We start from the raw sequence: 14,749 nt of genomic DNA on the forward strand, positions 1-14,749 counted from the left end.
CGTCGGCGCGCGGACGGAGATGGCCAGCGATCTCGCGCAACAGACGTGATGTGATGTTTAATGCTCGGCAACGCCAGCATTAAGAGAAACGAAATGCTCGACCTCGACGACCTTCGACTCGTGCGCGCGATCGGCGCGTCGCGCTCCTTGGCATCCGCCGCGCGCTTGCTCGACCTCACTCCGCCCGCGGTCACCATGCGCCTGCAGCGGATGGAGGCGCGCTTGAACGTCAGGCTCGCCGTGCGGCAGTCGAAAGGCATCGCGTTGACCGAAGAAGGTCAGCGGCTGTACCAGGAAGCCGTCGACATTCTCGAGCGTGTCGAGGCACTGCCGGTCAACCTCTCCGGCGACCGCGGCGACGTGCAAGGCACGCTGCGCGTCGTCGCGCCGTTCGGCTTCGGGCGCAAGTATGTCGCGCGGATCGTGCGCGACGTGCAGCGCGCGCATCCGAAGCTCGAGATCTCGCTGCACCTGTCGGAAAGCCCGTTGACCAGTGCGTCGGGAGCCGACGTGGTGATCCATGTCGGCAGCCTGAAATCGTCGTCGTGGATCGGCTATCCGCTCGCACCCAACGAGCGCTTCCTGTGCGCGAGCCCCGGCTACGCGCGTCGCATCAACGCACTGAGTCATCCGTCCGACCTGGCCCGCTACGACTGTCTGTGCCTGCGTGAAAACGACGAGGACGTTCCGCGCTGGCGCTTTTCGCAAGCCGGCGACGGCAAGGGCGAATCCCGACGATCGGCGGTGATCCGCGTCACGGGCGCGCTGTCGTCGAACGACGGCACCGTCATCACCGACTGGGCACTGGCCGGGCTCGGCATCGTGGAACGCTCCGAGTGGGACGTCGCGCCGCTGCTGGCGAACGGCAAGCTGGTCAGGCTGCTGCCCGACTGGCATCTGCCGCCCGCGCCCGTGACCGCGCTGCTGCCGTCGCGCACCGGCCGCTCCGCGCGGCAACGGGTTTTCCTCGAAGCCGCGACGCAGTTTCTCGATCCGCCACCGTGGCGCGGCAAGGCATGAGCGCCGTCCCGCGATTAAATATTGCTTAATGATCGATTTGGCATGCGTTAAACATACGGAATGCCAAACGCCCTACGATGTCTGCATCGGAAATCCTCGAGGCAACGCATCATGGGCATCCCTCCCCTCAACACCCCCGCCGCATTGATCGACGTCGATCGCATGCGCGACAACATCGCACGCATGCAGGCGCATCTGGACGCGCTCGGCGTCAGGTTCCGGCCGCACGTAAAGACGACCAAGTGCCGGCACGTCGTCGACGCGCAGCTCGCGGCGGGCGCACAAGGCATCACGGTGTCGACGCTGAAGGAGGCCGAACAGTTTTTCGCGGCCGGTGTGCGCGACATCGTCTACGCAGTCGGGATGATTCCCGCCAGGCTCGGCCAGGCGCTCGCGCTGCGCCGGCAGGGCTGCGACCTGAAGATCGTCGCGGACAGCCTGCAGACCGCGAACGCGATCGCAGAATTCGGTCGCGAGCACGGCGAACGCTTCGAAGTCTGGATCGAGATCGACGTCGACGGCCATCGCTCGGGGATTCCGCCCGACGACGACCGGCTGATCGACGTCGGCCGTGCGCTGAACGACGGCGGCATGACGCTTGGCGGCGTGCTCGCGCATGCCGGCTCCAGCTACGAATACGACACCCGCGAAGCGCTGGTCGCGATCGCCGAACAGGAGCGCAGCCGGACCGTGCGCGCCGCGGAGCGGCTCAGGGCAGCCGGGTTGCCCTGCCCGGTCGTGAGCATCGGATCGACGCCGACCGCGCTCTCCGCGGAGCGCCTCGACGGCGTGACGGAAGTCCGCGCGGGCGTGTACGTGCTGTTCGACCTCGTGATGCACAACATCGGCGTGTGCGCGCTGTCCGACATCGCGCTGTCGGTGCTGACCACCGTCATCGGACACCAGGAAGAAAAAGGCTGGGCGATCGTCGACGCGGGCTGGATGGCGATGAGCCGCGATCGCGGCACGCAGCGGCAGGCGCGGGATTTCGGCTACGGGCAGGTGTGTACCGAAGACGGCGAAGTGCTCGGCGAGTACGTCATGAGCGCGGCCAATCAGGAGCACGGTATCGTGTCCCGCAGCGGTACGCCCGACACGGGCATCGCGAAGCGGTTTCCGATCGGCACCCGTTTGCGGATCCTGCCGAACCACGCGTGCGCGACCGGTGCGCAGCATCCGGAATACCACGCGCTAAGCGGCGACGACACCATTCAAACCTGGCCGCGCTTCTACGGGTGGTAGGGATCACTCGGGCGCGGTCGGTGCAGTGACGTGATGCGCCGATTTCCGACGACGAAACCAGCCACCGCACGCTAGTCAGAGCGACATTGACCATTCGTCTAAATCTGTACAAACTATATAATTCGCGATTCGCTTTGCACCTCAACAGGCTCGCCCACCATGCCGTCAGACGCCCAACTCCTTCTTCTCGACCGCGATGTCGTCGAACCGGCCCTTCAAGCCGAACAAGTGATGGCGGCGGTCCGCGAAGCCTTCGTGTTGCACAGCCAACGCGCCGGACGCGTGTTCCCGGTCGTGCGCGAGAAGTTGCATACCGGCGGCGTGTTTGGCATCAAGTCGGGTGACGTCGCGAGCCAGGATCTGCTCGGCTTCAAGGCGGCCGGGTTCTGGCCCGGTAATCGAAGCCGGGGCGGTGAGCCGCACCAGGCGACGATCGCGCTGTTCGATCCGGCCACGGGCCGCCCGCTCTGCATCATGGACGGCAACGCGATCACCACCGCCCGGACCGGTGCGGCCGGGGGCTTGGGCCTGCAGGCGCTGGCCCGCCGCGACAGCGCGCGAATCTGCGTGTTCGGCACCGGCGTGCAGGCGCGCGTCCAGCTCGACTATGCGATCAGGTTGCTGCCGCAACGGTGCTCGGTGCTGTACGTGAACGTCAGCGGCGCATCGGACCCGGTGTTCGAATCGGCATTCCGCGAACGCTGCGACATCCGCGTCGCACGGGACCGCAACGATGCGGTGGCCGACAGCGATGTGGTCATCACGGCAACGCCGGGCGGCGGCCCGCTGTTCGACGCGGACGCAGTTCAGCCGGGCACTCACCTGACCTGCGTCGGCGCGGACACCGCCGGCAAGCGCGAACTGCCCGAAGGCGTGCTGGAGCGCGCGCGCATTTTCGTGGACGATCACGAGCAGGCGCGCAGCATCGGCGAGTGCCAATGGGCGCCCGATCTGCCACGCACTGAAATCGGCGAGGTGCTCGCCGGGACCGTGTCGGTCGATCGCGCGCCGGGCGAGATCACCGTGTTCGACATGACAGGGCTCGCGCTTCAGGACCTGACCGTCGCGCGCTTCCTGTATCGGCAGGCCGTCGAGAATGGCGCGGGACGCTCCGTCCCGTGGCCGTGGTGAACGGCGAGCGCGTGGTATCTTCCATCGCCATGCATCCCTCCAAAGTCTCCGCCATCTCGTTCGACCTCGACGACACGCTGTGGCCGTTCGGGCCCTCCGTCGAACGGGCCGAAGCGTCGCTTCACGCCTGGCTGATCGAACATGCGCCCAATACCGCGAGCGTACTGCCCACGTCGCAGGCATTGAGCCAATTGCGCGACGAGTACGAGCGCGCGCGGCCCGACCTCGTCAGCGACTATCGTGCGTTGAGAATCGGATCGATCCGCCTTGCGCTGGAGCGGGCGAACGAAGACGTCACGCTGACCGACCGCGCATACGACGTGTTCTATACCGCGCGAAACCAGGTCGAGTTCTTCGACGATGCGTTGCCGACGCTCGCGTGGTTGAGCGCGCGGTTTCCATTGATCGCGGTGACCAACGGCAACGCGGACCTTCGGCTGACCGGCGGCGGCGAGTTCTTTCGCGAGACGCTCAGCGCGCGTGCGTTCGGGTTCGCGAAACCCGAGCCGGAGATCTTCCATGCGGCCGCCGCGGCGCTCGGCGTGCATGCGGCGGAACTGCTTCACGTCGGCGACGACTTTCACCTCGATGTCGTCGGCGCGTTGAACGCGGGGCTTCAGGCGGCTTGGGTGGTGCGCCACGCTGGCCAGGAAGCGGAGCACGCTGCGCATCGTGCCCCGTCTCCTCATCTGACCATTCGCGACCTGTCGACGCTGTGTCGCGTGCTCGGTGGGCCGGTCGAGGTGTCGTGACCGCGAGCCGGCGGGATAACGCAGTCGATCACGCCCGTCGACCTGACCGACCACCGCTTCACGCCGCCTTGCGGGCCTCCGCGATCCGTTGCGGCGCCTTCGGCCGCGCGTAAAGCCGTTCGAGATATGCGCGCAATTGCGGGAACGGTTCGATCAGGTGGCATTCGCTCGCCCAGTCGATCAGATAAACCGTCACGCAATCGGCCACCGTCAACGCGTCGCCGACGATGAATTCGCGCCCTTCGAGATGCTTGTCGAGGATCGCGGCCATCGTCGCGAAATCCTCGCGTGCCAACTCGATATCGGCCGGCGAGCGCTTCTCCGGCGGATAGATGAACGAATGCCGCGTGATGCGCCACAGCGGCTGCTCGAGCTCCGTCACCGCGAACATGACCCACCGATACGCCTGCGCACGCAGTGCTGGATCGACCGGCAGCAGCGCCTTCTCCGGATACTTGTCTGCGAGGTACAGCACGATCGCGGCCGACTCGGGAATCACGAGATCGCCGTCCACCAGCACGGGCACTTTGCCGGCCGGGTTGATGCGCAGGAATTCGGGCCGCTTGTGCTCGCCCGCCAGCAGGTTGACCGACACGAACTCGAAATCCGCATCCAGTTCCTTGAGCCCCCAGAGCGCGCGTTGCGAGCGCGTGCCGGCGAATCCGTAAAGCTTCATCGCAATGTCTCCATCGAAAATGTCGGGGAACATCCGCGCCCGCAGGTCACGGCCCATCGACCGCGACGACCGCGACGACCGCGCGCACGGCGCCTGCGCCGTTCACATGCCGGGCACCGCGAGCACCGGCATCACGTCGATCGCCTCGCCCGGGAACAGCGTGAAATGCGGATGGCCTTCGAACAGCGCGGCCGCGGCCTCGTGCGACTCGGCACGCACGACGGTAAACCCGCTCATCGCATTGGCGGTGTCCGTGACGCCGCCGTTGCCGATCGTCTTGGTCTTGCCGAGCGGCCCGCCGAGCTCGACGATCGCGTCGCGATGCCGGTCGACCCACGCATGCCACGCGGCGATCCCCTCCCGCTCCCGGGTGCGACGCTCGTCCTCCGGTAGCGCCAGCCACGCCTTCATGGCCGCGCTCTCCTTGCTGCCGAGGAATACCGCGAGATACAACTGCTGTTGAGCACTCATGCTTCCTCCGTCCGATGGCGGGAGCGACGGGGCGCCGCTCCTCGCCCTTGACACGATAGGTTGATATCAACACAATTGCAACATGGCACGCAAAGAAAAGCTCCCTTTCGAAACGACGCTAATGGTGCGCGATTGCTGTCTGTGCCTGCACATGCAGCGCGCGGCGCGCAATCTCGCGCGCATCTTCGACGACGTGCTGCGTCCGCTGGATCTCACCAACGGCCAGTTTTCGTTATTGATGTCGTTGAACCGGCCGCAACCGGCCGCAATGAAATCGGTCGCGTCGCTGCTCGCGATGGACCGCACCACGCTGACGGCCGCGCTCAAGCCGCTCGAGCGGCGCGGCCTGGTGACCATCACGCAGGACCCGGACGACAAGCGCAGCCGCCTGCTCGAACTCACGCCGGCCGGCCATCAGCTGCTCGCCGAAGCGTTCCCGCTGTGGCAGCAGGCGCACGCCGACATCGAACGGCCGTTCGCGGCAGGAGAAGTCGATGTGTTGCGCGGCCAGTTGCGCGCGCTGTCGGAGGATCCCGCTACGCGCCGCTGAAGCGCACGCTCGCCGGTTTCTCGACGTACCGGACAGCAGGCCGACCCATACTCGAATCGAGCGGCCAGCACCTGCGTCATTCAGCCAGCGCAGGCGCCACGCCGACCCGCTTCGGCACGCCGGTCACGATCGTCGCGACCGCCACGGCCAGCACCGCAGCCGCCCCCAGGAACACGCCGCCCGCGCCGTTCGCGTCGAACACGACGCCACCGGCCGCTGCGCCCGTCGCGATCGCGAGCTGGATCGCCGCGACGATCAGCCCGCCTGCGCTCTCGGCCTCGTCGGGCACGGTGCGCGTGACCCACGTCGACCACGCGACCGGTACGCCGCCGAACGCCATCCCCCACAACGCGACGAGCACCGCGTCGATGACCGGCGCACGGCCGAGCGCGACGAGCGCGATGCCGAGCACGACCATCAGCGCCGGCATCCCGATCAGCATCGGCCGCAGCCGGTGCTCGAGCACGCGGCCCGCGAGCGACGTGCCGACGAAGTTCGCAATGCCGTAGCCGAGGAGGATCGCCGACAACCCGTTCACGCCGACGCCGGCAACCTGTTCGAGGAATGGCCGCAGATACGTGAAGAACGCGAAATGCCCGGTGAACACGAGGATCGTTGCGAACATCCCGAGGCCGACGGTCGGCCGGCGCAGCACGTCGACGAGCGTGCGCAGCCGCGTCGTGCCGCTCGGCGGCATCGACGGCAGCGTCATGACCTGCGACACGAACGCGATGCCGCCGAGCCCGGCCGCGATCAGGAACACGTTGCGCCAGCCGATCAGGTGCCCGAAGTAGCTGCCCATCGGCGCAGAGGCGATCGTCGCGACCGCCACGCCGCTGAAGATGATCGACAGCGCGCGCGGCACCATCGCGGTCGGCACGAGCCGCATCGCGGTGGCCGTCGCCATCGTCCAGAACCCGCCGAGCGCGACGCCGAGCACGACGCGGCCGATCAGCAGCGTCGTCAGGTCGGGCGCGAACGCGACCGCGAGATTTGACGCGACCAGCAGCACCGAGAACGCGAGCAGCACGCGCCGCCGGTCGATCGTGCGGGTCAGCGCCGAGATCAGCAGGCTCGTGACGAGCGCGACTGTCGCGGTGGCCGTGACGGCCTGGCCGGCCACGCCTTCGCTCACGCCGAGGCTGTCGGCCATCGGGGTGAGCAGGCTCGCGGGCAGGAATTCGGCCGTGACGAGACCGAACACGCCGAGCGTCATCGCGAAGACGGCGCCCCAGGCCGGCTCGCGGGGGGCCGCCGTGGTGGCGGCAGAGGAGATTCCGGGATTCATGGGTCGTTCCGAGTGGGATAGGGAAAGTACTGATGACGGCGTATCGTAAGGAACGACGGCAGGACGGTCTATGACATACAATCCGTTCTTGTTGATCGATCGTCCGAATCTTGCGATGTCCGAGCCCCTGCTTCCCCCCGTGCCCGACGTACACGACCTCGTCAGCGAGCTGCTGCTGGGGATGCGCCTGAGCGGCGTGCAGTACCGCCGCATCCAGGTGCCGCGGCCGTTCGGGCTGAGCTTCGGCCACGCGCCGGGCCGTGCGCAGTTCCATTTCGTCGGGCGCGGGCCCGTGCTGCTGCGCGACGCGGCCGGCACGACGGTGCGGCTCGAGGCCGGCGACGCGATCCTGCTGCCGCACGGCCGCACGCATGCGCTGGTGTCCGATCCGGACGCCACCTGCCGCGAGATCGGCGGCTTCGAGGTCGCGAAGATCTGCGACACGGTCGCGTCGGTGGGCGCGACCTCGTGCGCCGCGCTGGAGCCGGCCGCCGGCGATGCGCTGATCTTCAGCGCGTGCATGGAACTCGATCTCGGCGGCATGCAGCCGCTCGTCGGGACGATGCCGGAGTTCATGCACGTCGGCACGCTGCTCGCGCGCTACCCGGAAATCCGCCCGATGCTCGATGCGATGGAGCGCGAATCGTGCGCCGAGCGCGCGGGCTTCGCGGGCATCCTCGCGCGGCTCGCGGACGTGGTCGCGGCGTTCATCGTGCGCGGCTGGGTCGAGTGCGGGTGCGGCGACGCGACGGGCTGGGTGCAGGCGCTGCGCGAACCGAAGCTCGGCCGCGCGATCGTCGCACTGCATCGCGACCCGGGGCGCAACTGGAGCGTCGCGGAACTGGCCGCCGAAGCGGGCGTGTCGCGCTCGGTGTTCGCCGAGCGCTTTCTCGCGGCCACCGGGATGACGCCGGTGCGTTACCTGACCGAACTGCGGATGCGGCTCGCCGCGCAGTGGATCGCACGCGACCGCGAGACGATCGAGGCGGTCGCATACCGGCTCGGCTATGGGTCGCTCGCGGCGTTCAGCCGCGCGTTCAAGCGCGTGATCGGCAAGCCGCCGGGCGCGATGCGGGCGGAAGGCGAGGCGCACGCCGACGCGTGACGCACAACGCAGCGCGCCCCGGCATCACGAAACGCGGCGCCCGCCGTCACGATTCCGCTCAGCCGCTGCGCGCGTCAAGCTTGTCGACCAGCGCCGTCGCACACTGCACCGCCAGCGCCGCGCACTGCTCCGCATCCACGGTCGCGCCGTTCGTGACCATGCCCTGCACGATCCGGCCCAGCAATTCCCTCGAGAGATCGGCGATCTCCTGGTCTCGTTCCGTCATGATGTCCCTCCTGCGCGTCGGCCGATGACGGCGACGCGCTCACTGCCTTCACCCATTCAACGCCCCTGCGCCCGCACGACGATCTGCGCCTGCGTATCGCGTTCGATGCGTTCGAGCACCGCGCGCAGCGCCGCGAACTCATCGGGCGTGCAGACCTGCCGGCCGAACTCGGCCTTCATCCGCCGCGTGACCTGCACGACGCGCGCGGCCGCATCGAATACGTAATGCGACGTGAACTCGACGAAGCGGTCGTGCACGGCCGTATCGGCCGGCAGGTCGGTCACCGCGACGTCGGCCGGCAGCGCGATCTGGCCGGTCTCGTCGAACGTGCCGCCAATGCACGCCCATGGCTGCGTGCGTACCGGTTCGGCCAGCCAGCCCTCGACCTGCGTCGCGATGCCGCCCGTGAGGCTCGACAGCGCGGGCACCGCAGTCGTGCCGTCCGGCCACACGACGTGGTCGAGCGTGCCGGTGAAGGTCACGTCGAACGGCCCGTCCGTCACGCGGCGATCGCTCGTCGCGATCTGCGCGCGGCCGCGCAGTCCGCTTTGCCGCACGCGTTCGTTCGCGAGCTGCCGGATGCGGTCGGGCGGCGCGCGGCGAAACAGGTTGCGTTCGAGTTCCGCCGTCCAGCCGTCATCCTCGACGAGCGCATGAAACCGTGCGACACCCGGCTGGGCGGCATCGATCTCCACCCGCGCGGTGCGGCGCCGCGGCTGCGCGGCCGGCGTGCGCGACAGCACACCGGTATCGACGAGCAGCGCCGGCCGATCCATCACGATCGGCGGCAGGTAGCCGAACGCGATGCCGGCCGTCGTGGTATCCGCGTATAGCCCGAGATCGGGCAGCCACGTGATCGCGTGGTTGATCGCGCCGCCGCCATAACCAGGCACCGACGGCAGCGTGTACACGGAGCCGAGATTGATCAGCACCGCTTCGCTGCGGATGCCGACCGCCGCCAGCAACGCGCCGAACAGCGCAACGTGATCCTTGCAGTCGCCGTAGCGGTTGCGCAGGATGTCCGTCACGCGATGCGGCGCGGCGGCCGTCTCGCCGAGAAAGAGCGCGACGTAGCGCACGTTCGCCTGCACCCAGTCGTACAGGATGCGCGCCTTGTCATGCGGATCGGCGGCGTCGGCGGTCAACGCGCGCGCAAGTTGCACGACGGCCGGATCGGCCACGCTCGGGTCGACGGCCGCATCGCGATAGCGCGCGGCGAACGCCGCGTAATCGGGCAGCGTGGACACCACGAGCCGGTCGCCGTAAGTCGGATAGCCGACCGAGCCGTTCTCGATCCGGTCGTACGGGCCGTGCCGATACTCGAATGCGTAGCGCGTGCGGCCGTTCGCCGTGACGGGCGGCAACGCGACGTAGCCGCGCGCGTCCGCATGTAGCGGCAGGTCGGCCGGCACGTCGAAGATCAGCCGCTGGTTGTCCACCGGCTCGCGCGACGGTTCGACGTAGTAGCCGAAGTAGCCGGCGTTGACCGGCTTCGTGCGCGTCTTGCGGAACACGATGCGCGTGCTCGACCCGGCCTCGACGCCGGGAAACACGACGGTGCGCAACAACCCGTCCTGAAAGGTCGGCGCACCGGCCGAACGCGGCTCCTGTACGTCGCGGATGCCGTCGGCGCCGACCGGATGCGCGACACCGTCGCGATCGATCGTCTCGGCCGCGACCAGGTCGACCTTCTCCAGGTTCTTGTCGAACCACACGTAGCGCTGCGCGATCGCGTCGATCCCGTTCGCATCGTTCGCACGCAGCGTCGAATCGTCTTCCTCGTCGAGCGAGCCGTCGTGCTGAAGCACGAACAGGTGGACATCGCTGACCAGCGTGACGGGCGCTTCGTCGCGCGAATCGGCAAGCGCGGGCCGCGCAAGCGCAACGGCAGCGACGGCGAGCGCAACCGCGCAGCGCCGGCCGGTCAGGCGGAACGGAAAACGCACCACGTCGAAGCTCTCCGCACGTTCGTGTTCAGGTCGGGGCGCGACCGACACCCATCGGCACGGACAAGGCTCCGTCCCGCGTGATGTGCGCCGGTTGTTGAGTCCAGTGTGGGAGACGTGCCGGCGAGCGTCAAGCCGCACGGCGGCAGGCCGCGCCGCACGACATTCCGGCCGGCACGGGACCGCCGCGAGGCGCACGTGCGGATAGCTCCGTTTCGCGTCAGGCTCCCCGTGCGACCGGTTTTTATATCATGTTGTGACATATAATCGAGGCAGGTCAAGCGTGCGTGCGGCGGCGCCGAAACGCATGAAGGTTCGGTGAAACCGGCACGCCGACATGGGGAAGGAGACATCATGCTGATCAACAACGATTTCGAAATCGGCTACCTCGTGATCGCGTTCGCGCTGCTGGGCGTGATCCTGTTCGGTGCGCTGCTGACGGCGCTGCATCTCGAGCGTTGGCACCCGAAGCTGGTCGGCGCCGCGATCGGCGCGCTGCTCGGCATCGCGCTGATCGAAGCGATGCCGATGCTGACGTGAATACGGCGCGGGGTCGGAACGACCGGCGCCCGCGCAGGGAATCGCCATGGAATCACCGCTCTGCCTGACCTATCGCCAATGCGAGATCCGCGCGGGCGCGCTGGTCGACGCGGTGGCCGGCGAAGGCCTCGAGCTCGGCGCGCTGTACCCGCCGCTCGCCGTCGTGTACTGGCGCGATGCCGGCGGTCGCCACGAGGCGCACCTGCTCGCCCCGAAGCACCACGTGTTCCGCAACGATACGGACGCGGTCAGGGTCTCGATCGCGCTGGCCAGGCGCTTCATCGATACGAAGCTGGCCGGCAAGCTGACGCGCTGACGCCCGCCCACGGCGCACCTCGTCCCTCATCCTGCCGGAGGCGACATGGAAAACGGTATCGTCCGGACCCTCGTGCTGCTCGCGATTCTCGTGCTCGCGGTGCTGTTCTTCGCGGCCCGACGCGGCCGCGACCGCACGCGCGACAAGCTGCTGCACCGGTCCGCGCGGCGCTCGACGCGCTCGCATACGCATCATCGTCCGTAATCGCGCCGCGCATAAAAATCGGCCGACGGCACGGCGTCGTTCGACGCCACACCGTCGGCCTTGCAGCGGAGGTCCGGCTCCGGGGCGACCGGCGCGCGTTACGCGCCGGCACGCCCCACATCCCTACACGCCCCACATCACGTGCCGCCCCTGTTCCTGGGCCGCACGCATCATGTCCAGCAACGGCCACGCGCGCTGCGCGAGCCCGCCCGCATGCGGCGACAACTCGGTGCGCTGCGCGGGCGTCGAACGCTCGTGCGCGCTTTCCCGCGTCGCATCATCCCTGATCGCCTGTTCGAGCCGTGCGATCGCGTCGGGCAATTCGTCCGATGAAATCACACCGCGAACGTCGAGCCCCTTGCCGACGAGTCCCAGCAGATACTGGGCCAGATCGCACAACATCACGATATCCGGTGCGGCGGATGACCGAAACGTAACCATCATCGTCGTTTCCCGTGGTCGTCGCCGCGAGACCGTACGGCGCTCGCCGCCGCCGGCCGCGGCGAGGCCGGCCGGTCATCCTGCTGCGCCCGGTCGCCGCCCCGTTCTTCTGAACCGGACGTTCGCCCGGCACGATGCGCGCATGGCGCGGCCGGGTTCGTTTGCGGCGTAGCGGCCGGATGACGCGACGGCCTGCTTTCATTTTATGTCACGTTGTGATTCATTCAAGTGCCCGGCTCCGGAATGCCTTGCGCCCGACGCACCGGACGCACCGGACGCGCCGCAAGTCGATGCGTCAGCGGCAATCGCCGACGCGCTTGCCGCGCCACGTCCACGCGCGCGTGTACGCGCCGGCCTGCGCATGCTGTCCGCGCAGCTTTCCCTTCCGGTCGTAGCGCATGGCGTGACAGCACCGGTCACGGTGCGCTTGCCGCGTCCCTGTTCGTTCGCGCACGCCAGCGCGACCTTCAGCGTAGCGCCGGCGTTGTTCCGGTTCGTGATCGTGCAGTTGATGTTGTCACGCTTCAGAACGAGTGAACGTCGTGACTTCGTGCTTGACAAAGTCTCTCCGTAAAGATTTGCAGTCCGATTGATTTCCGCAAAGCGCCGCGCATCTTGGCAAATCGTTCCGGCCCATTCGACTGCCGAGCGCCTTCCATCAAGCCGGTGCGATGAGATCGTGTTCACGCGTCCTCGGCACCCGGCCGCCGCACCGCTAGCCGACGTTCATCGGCAGCAGCACCATCTGCCGGCCCTCGACGTGCAGCCGCGCCTGCAGCTCAACGGGCGTCTGGTTGTGCAGCCACGCCGTCAGGAAGTTCACGCGCCGGAAGATCAGCTTGCTGGCGAAGCACACGGCATTCGGATACGCGTCGAGCGTCGCCGACGCGAGGTTCATGAATTCGACGACCGGGTTCGTGCCGAACGCGATCCGGTAGTCGGCCGCAATGCCGTTGCGGCGGCAATGCGCGACATAGTAGTCGAGCGATTCGGTGATCGTGTGACGCAGCCGTTCGAGATGCTCGTGCCCGTCGTATGCCTTCGCGTCGACTTCGCCCACCGCGAGGAAGATCACGTTGCGGAAGTGCCCCGGAAACAGGCGATTGACCCAGAGTAGCGCGTGCATGCTCGCGCCACGATGCTTGCCGACCAGCAGCACGGCCGTCGGCTGCGACGGATCGGGCCGGCCCGGCGCGGCGGACTCGTCGACGTTCGGCGGCGGCCCCGAGAACAGCGCGTCTTCCTTCGCGAGCTGCATGCGCGTGTACGCGTAGTGGCGGTTGATCATGAAGCACAGCGCAATCACCGCGCTCGTCACGAGCACCGTGAGCCAGCCGCCGGCCGTGAACTTCTCGATCAGCGTGATGACGAGCACGGTCGCCGTCACGCTCAGCCCGAGCGCCGACAGGCAGAAGTGCTTGAACCAGCCCTGCTCGCTGCGATGGCGCCACCAGTACGTGCACAGCCCGAGCAGCGACATGCTGAACGTGAGGAACACGTTGATGCTGTACAGGACGACCAGCACGTCGACGCTGCCGTGCGTCCACAACAGGATCAGGAGGCTCGACAGGCCGACGACGATGATGCCGTTCTGCCGCACGAGGCGCGTCGACAGGTCGCGGAAATGGCGCGGCACCCACGAATCCGATGCCATGTTCGACAGCACGGCCGGCCCGTCGAGAAAGCCCGTCTGCGCACCGACCATCAGCAGCCCGGCCTCGAACGCGAGCACGGCCGCGAGCAGCGCGTGCCGCGCGAACGCGGACCCGAGCCCGAGATGATCGATCACGCTGCCGAACACGACCGCGTTGAGCGTCTCGCCTTCGACCGGTCGCGCATGCCACAGCATGTACAGCAGGATGATGCCGCCGGCCGTGAACGCGAGCGATGTCGACATGTACCACATCGTCACCTTGCCGTTGGGCACGCGCGGATCGGCGAGCATGTTCACGTTGTTCGACACGGCCTCGAGGCCCGTATAGGTGCCGCCGCCCAGCGAGAACGCGCGCATCAGCAACGCGAGCATCACGAACGTGCCGAGCGATTGCGACATCCCGTGCGCCTCGTGCACCGCGTCGGGCACGATCAGCGCGAGGTTGCTGCCGTGCGCCGCGACGCCGTACACGATCAGCCCGAAATGCAGCACGACGAAGCCGATGAAGATCGGCAGCATCACCATGATCGATTCGCGCATCCCGCGGAAGTTGAGCCCCGTCATCAGCAGGATCAGCACGATCTCGGTCGTGAGCTTGAATGCCTGTGCGCTCACCGGCAGCAGGCTGAAGAACGCGTCGACGCCGCTCGCGAGCGACGTCGCGACGGTCAGCACGTAGTCGACCAGCAGCGCCGCGCCCGACACGAGGCCGGGCTTCGCCCCGAGCAGCGACGTCGCGACGCGATAGCCGCCGCCGCCGGTCGGGAACAGTTCGATGACCTGGTTGTAGCCGAGCGCGATGACGAACACGGTGGCCGCGGTGGCGAGCGCCAGGAACAGCGCGAGCGGCGTGTGGTGCGCGAGCGCGAGGTACGCCTCCTCCGGGCCGTAGCACGACGACGACAGACCGTCGGCACCGAGCCCGACCCAGGCCAGCAACGGCGTCACGGCGATCGCATGCCGCGTGCGCGGATCGAGCGGGTCCAGCGGCTTGCCGACGAGCATCTGCCACACCTTCTGGAATCCGGTCATGGTCCCCTCCCGGAACGCCGGACCCGGCGGCGTCATCCTTAAAAGCTAGTCGACGCCCGGCCGCCGCGCCAGTCCGCACATTCCATGAGAGCCGGCCGGCGGCCCGGCGTCGCTTTCGACGCGTAAGCGAACGGCACGCCGCCCCCGCTCCACGC

The 14,749-nt window shown here is 68.0% G+C and carries 17 protein-coding genes; 10 read left to right on the forward strand and 7 right to left on the reverse strand.

The genetic code is table 11. The features are described from left to right. Positions 1 to 93 precede the first annotated feature (93 nt). The 4 genes from PI86_RS07245 to PI86_RS07260 all read left to right on the forward strand — a co-directional run bounded on the left by PI86_RS07245 (position 94) and on the right by PI86_RS07260 (position 4,145). Positions 94 to 1,020, forward strand: a complete 927-nt coding sequence (locus PI86_RS07245; protein WP_152608061.1) for a LysR family transcriptional regulator — start codon at positions 94 to 96, stop codon at positions 1,018 to 1,020. A gap of 111 nt (positions 1,021 to 1,131) precedes the next feature. Then, positions 1,132 to 2,262 (forward strand): DSD1 family PLP-dependent enzyme, encoded by a 1,131-nt coding sequence (locus PI86_RS07250; RefSeq protein ID WP_039320369.1) that lies wholly within the window; start codon positions 1,132 to 1,134, stop codon positions 2,260 to 2,262. A gap of 159 nt (positions 2,263 to 2,421) precedes the next feature. Beyond that, positions 2,422 to 3,393 (forward strand): ornithine cyclodeaminase family protein, encoded by a 972-nt coding sequence (locus PI86_RS07255; protein ID WP_039320371.1) that lies wholly within the window; start codon positions 2,422 to 2,424, stop codon positions 3,391 to 3,393. A gap of 29 nt (positions 3,394 to 3,422) precedes the next feature. Further along, positions 3,423 to 4,145, forward strand: coding sequence for an HAD family hydrolase (locus PI86_RS07260; protein ID WP_039320725.1), 723 nt, complete (start codon positions 3,423 to 3,425; stop codon positions 4,143 to 4,145). A gap of 58 nt (positions 4,146 to 4,203) precedes the next feature. Here the strand turns inward: PI86_RS07260 and PI86_RS07265 are convergent, their stop codons facing one another. Continuing rightward, entirely contained in the window at positions 4,204 to 4,821 is a 618-nt protein-coding gene (locus tag PI86_RS07265; RefSeq protein WP_014900310.1) for a glutathione S-transferase family protein, read from the reverse strand. Positions 4,822 to 4,923: 102 nt separating this feature from the next. Next, on the reverse strand, positions 4,924 to 5,292 hold the full coding sequence (locus PI86_RS07270) for a hypothetical protein (protein WP_039320374.1): 369 nt from the start codon (positions 5,290 to 5,292) through the stop codon (positions 4,924 to 4,926). Between the two features lie 82 nt (positions 5,293 to 5,374). Between PI86_RS07270 and PI86_RS07275 the strand changes: the two genes are divergently transcribed. Beyond that, positions 5,375 to 5,842, forward strand: a complete 468-nt coding sequence (locus tag PI86_RS07275; RefSeq protein ID WP_039320376.1) for a MarR family winged helix-turn-helix transcriptional regulator — start codon at positions 5,375 to 5,377, stop codon at positions 5,840 to 5,842. A gap of 76 nt (positions 5,843 to 5,918) precedes the next feature. Here the strand turns inward: PI86_RS07275 and PI86_RS07280 are convergent, their stop codons facing one another. Continuing rightward, complete coding sequence (locus PI86_RS07280) at positions 5,919 to 7,130, reverse strand: MFS transporter (RefSeq protein WP_039320379.1); 1,212 nt, start codon at positions 7,128 to 7,130, stop codon at positions 5,919 to 5,921. A 70-nt stretch (positions 7,131 to 7,200) separates the two neighbouring features. Here PI86_RS07280 and PI86_RS07285 point away from each other — a divergent pair, with 70 nt between their 5' ends. Continuing rightward, entirely contained in the window at positions 7,201 to 8,235 is a 1,035-nt protein-coding gene (locus tag PI86_RS07285; protein WP_039320382.1) for an AraC family transcriptional regulator, read from the forward strand. Positions 8,236 to 8,293: 58 nt separating this feature from the next. On the opposite strand, the gene PI86_RS17450 is transcribed toward PI86_RS07285, so the two are convergent. Together PI86_RS17450 and PI86_RS07290 are read right to left on the reverse strand one after the other, a co-directional pair. Next, positions 8,294 to 8,461: a hypothetical protein gene (locus PI86_RS17450; protein WP_014900315.1), complete on the reverse strand. Its 168-nt coding sequence runs from the start codon at positions 8,459 to 8,461 to the stop codon at positions 8,294 to 8,296. 56 nt (positions 8,462 to 8,517) lie between these two features. Next, complete coding sequence (locus PI86_RS07290; RefSeq protein WP_039320385.1) at positions 8,518 to 10,410, reverse strand: DUF3857 domain-containing transglutaminase family protein; 1,893 nt, start codon at positions 10,408 to 10,410, stop codon at positions 8,518 to 8,520. 351 nt (positions 10,411 to 10,761) lie between these two features. On the opposite strand from PI86_RS07290, the gene PI86_RS07295 reads away from it, so the two are divergent. From PI86_RS07295 to PI86_RS17455, 3 genes are read left to right on the forward strand one after another with little or no spacing between them, the layout of a single operon-like run. Continuing rightward, complete coding sequence (locus PI86_RS07295) at positions 10,762 to 10,947, forward strand: hypothetical protein (protein WP_014900317.1); 186 nt, start codon at positions 10,762 to 10,764, stop codon at positions 10,945 to 10,947. A 46-nt stretch (positions 10,948 to 10,993) separates the two neighbouring features. After that, positions 10,994 to 11,263 (forward strand): hypothetical protein, encoded by a 270-nt coding sequence (locus tag PI86_RS07300; RefSeq protein ID WP_039320388.1) that lies wholly within the window; start codon positions 10,994 to 10,996, stop codon positions 11,261 to 11,263. Between the two features lie 45 nt (positions 11,264 to 11,308). Then, the gene (locus tag PI86_RS17455) at positions 11,309 to 11,467 is read left to right on the forward strand and encodes a hypothetical protein (RefSeq protein ID WP_162835534.1); all 159 of its coding nucleotides are present in this window, start codon (positions 11,309 to 11,311) and stop codon (positions 11,465 to 11,467) included. Positions 11,468 to 11,590: 123 nt separating this feature from the next. Here PI86_RS17455 and PI86_RS07305 read toward each other — a convergent pair whose 3' ends face one another. Continuing rightward, positions 11,591 to 11,911: a DUF1840 domain-containing protein gene (locus PI86_RS07305; RefSeq protein ID WP_039320390.1), complete on the reverse strand. Its 321-nt coding sequence runs from the start codon at positions 11,909 to 11,911 to the stop codon at positions 11,591 to 11,593. Between the two features lie 358 nt (positions 11,912 to 12,269). Here PI86_RS07305 and PI86_RS17320 point away from each other — a divergent pair, with 358 nt between their 5' ends. Further along, the gene (locus tag PI86_RS17320; RefSeq protein ID WP_161792358.1) at positions 12,270 to 12,482 is read left to right on the forward strand and encodes a hypothetical protein; all 213 of its coding nucleotides are present in this window, start codon (positions 12,270 to 12,272) and stop codon (positions 12,480 to 12,482) included. 141 nt (positions 12,483 to 12,623) lie between these two features. On the opposite strand, the gene PI86_RS07315 is transcribed toward PI86_RS17320, so the two are convergent. After that, complete coding sequence (locus PI86_RS07315; protein ID WP_039320393.1) at positions 12,624 to 14,594, reverse strand: APC family permease; 1,971 nt, start codon at positions 14,592 to 14,594, stop codon at positions 12,624 to 12,626. Positions 14,595 to 14,749: the final 155 nt, after the last annotated feature.

This window comes from Burkholderia sp. A9 (assembly GCF_000801975.1).

Coding starts and splice junctions, on each gene's coding strand:
- PI86_RS07245 (WP_152608061.1), top strand. CDS start 94: ATGCTCGACCTCGACGACCTTCGACTCGTGCGCGCGATCGGCGCGTCG.
- PI86_RS07250 (WP_039320369.1), top strand. CDS start 1,132: ATGGGCATCCCTCCCCTCAACACCCCCGCCGCATTGATCGACGTCGAT.
- PI86_RS07255 (WP_039320371.1), top strand. CDS start 2,422: ATGCCGTCAGACGCCCAACTCCTTCTTCTCGACCGCGATGTCGTCGAA.
- PI86_RS07260 (WP_039320725.1), top strand. CDS start 3,423: ATGCATCCCTCCAAAGTCTCCGCCATCTCGTTCGACCTCGACGACACG.
- PI86_RS07265 (WP_014900310.1), bottom strand. CDS start 4,821: ATGAAGCTTTACGGATTCGCCGGCACGCGCTCGCAACGCGCGCTCTGG.
- PI86_RS07270 (WP_039320374.1), bottom strand. CDS start 5,292: ATGAGTGCTCAACAGCAGTTGTATCTCGCGGTATTCCTCGGCAGCAAG.
- PI86_RS07275 (WP_039320376.1), top strand. CDS start 5,375: ATGGCACGCAAAGAAAAGCTCCCTTTCGAAACGACGCTAATGGTGCGC.
- PI86_RS07280 (WP_039320379.1), bottom strand. CDS start 7,130: ATGAATCCCGGAATCTCCTCTGCCGCCACCACGGCGGCCCCCCGCGAG.
- PI86_RS07285 (WP_039320382.1), top strand. CDS start 7,201: ATGACATACAATCCGTTCTTGTTGATCGATCGTCCGAATCTTGCGATG.
- PI86_RS17450 (WP_014900315.1), bottom strand. CDS start 8,461: ATGACGGAACGAGACCAGGAGATCGCCGATCTCTCGAGGGAATTGCTG.
- PI86_RS07295 (WP_014900317.1), top strand. CDS start 10,762: ATGCTGATCAACAACGATTTCGAAATCGGCTACCTCGTGATCGCGTTC.
- PI86_RS07300 (WP_039320388.1), top strand. CDS start 10,994: ATGGAATCACCGCTCTGCCTGACCTATCGCCAATGCGAGATCCGCGCG.
- PI86_RS17455 (WP_162835534.1), top strand. CDS start 11,309: ATGGAAAACGGTATCGTCCGGACCCTCGTGCTGCTCGCGATTCTCGTG.
- PI86_RS07305 (WP_039320390.1), bottom strand. CDS start 11,911: ATGATGGTTACGTTTCGGTCATCCGCCGCACCGGATATCGTGATGTTG.
- PI86_RS17320 (WP_161792358.1), top strand. CDS start 12,270: ATGCTGTCCGCGCAGCTTTCCCTTCCGGTCGTAGCGCATGGCGTGACA.
- PI86_RS07315 (WP_039320393.1), bottom strand. CDS start 14,594: ATGACCGGATTCCAGAAGGTGTGGCAGATGCTCGTCGGCAAGCCGCTG.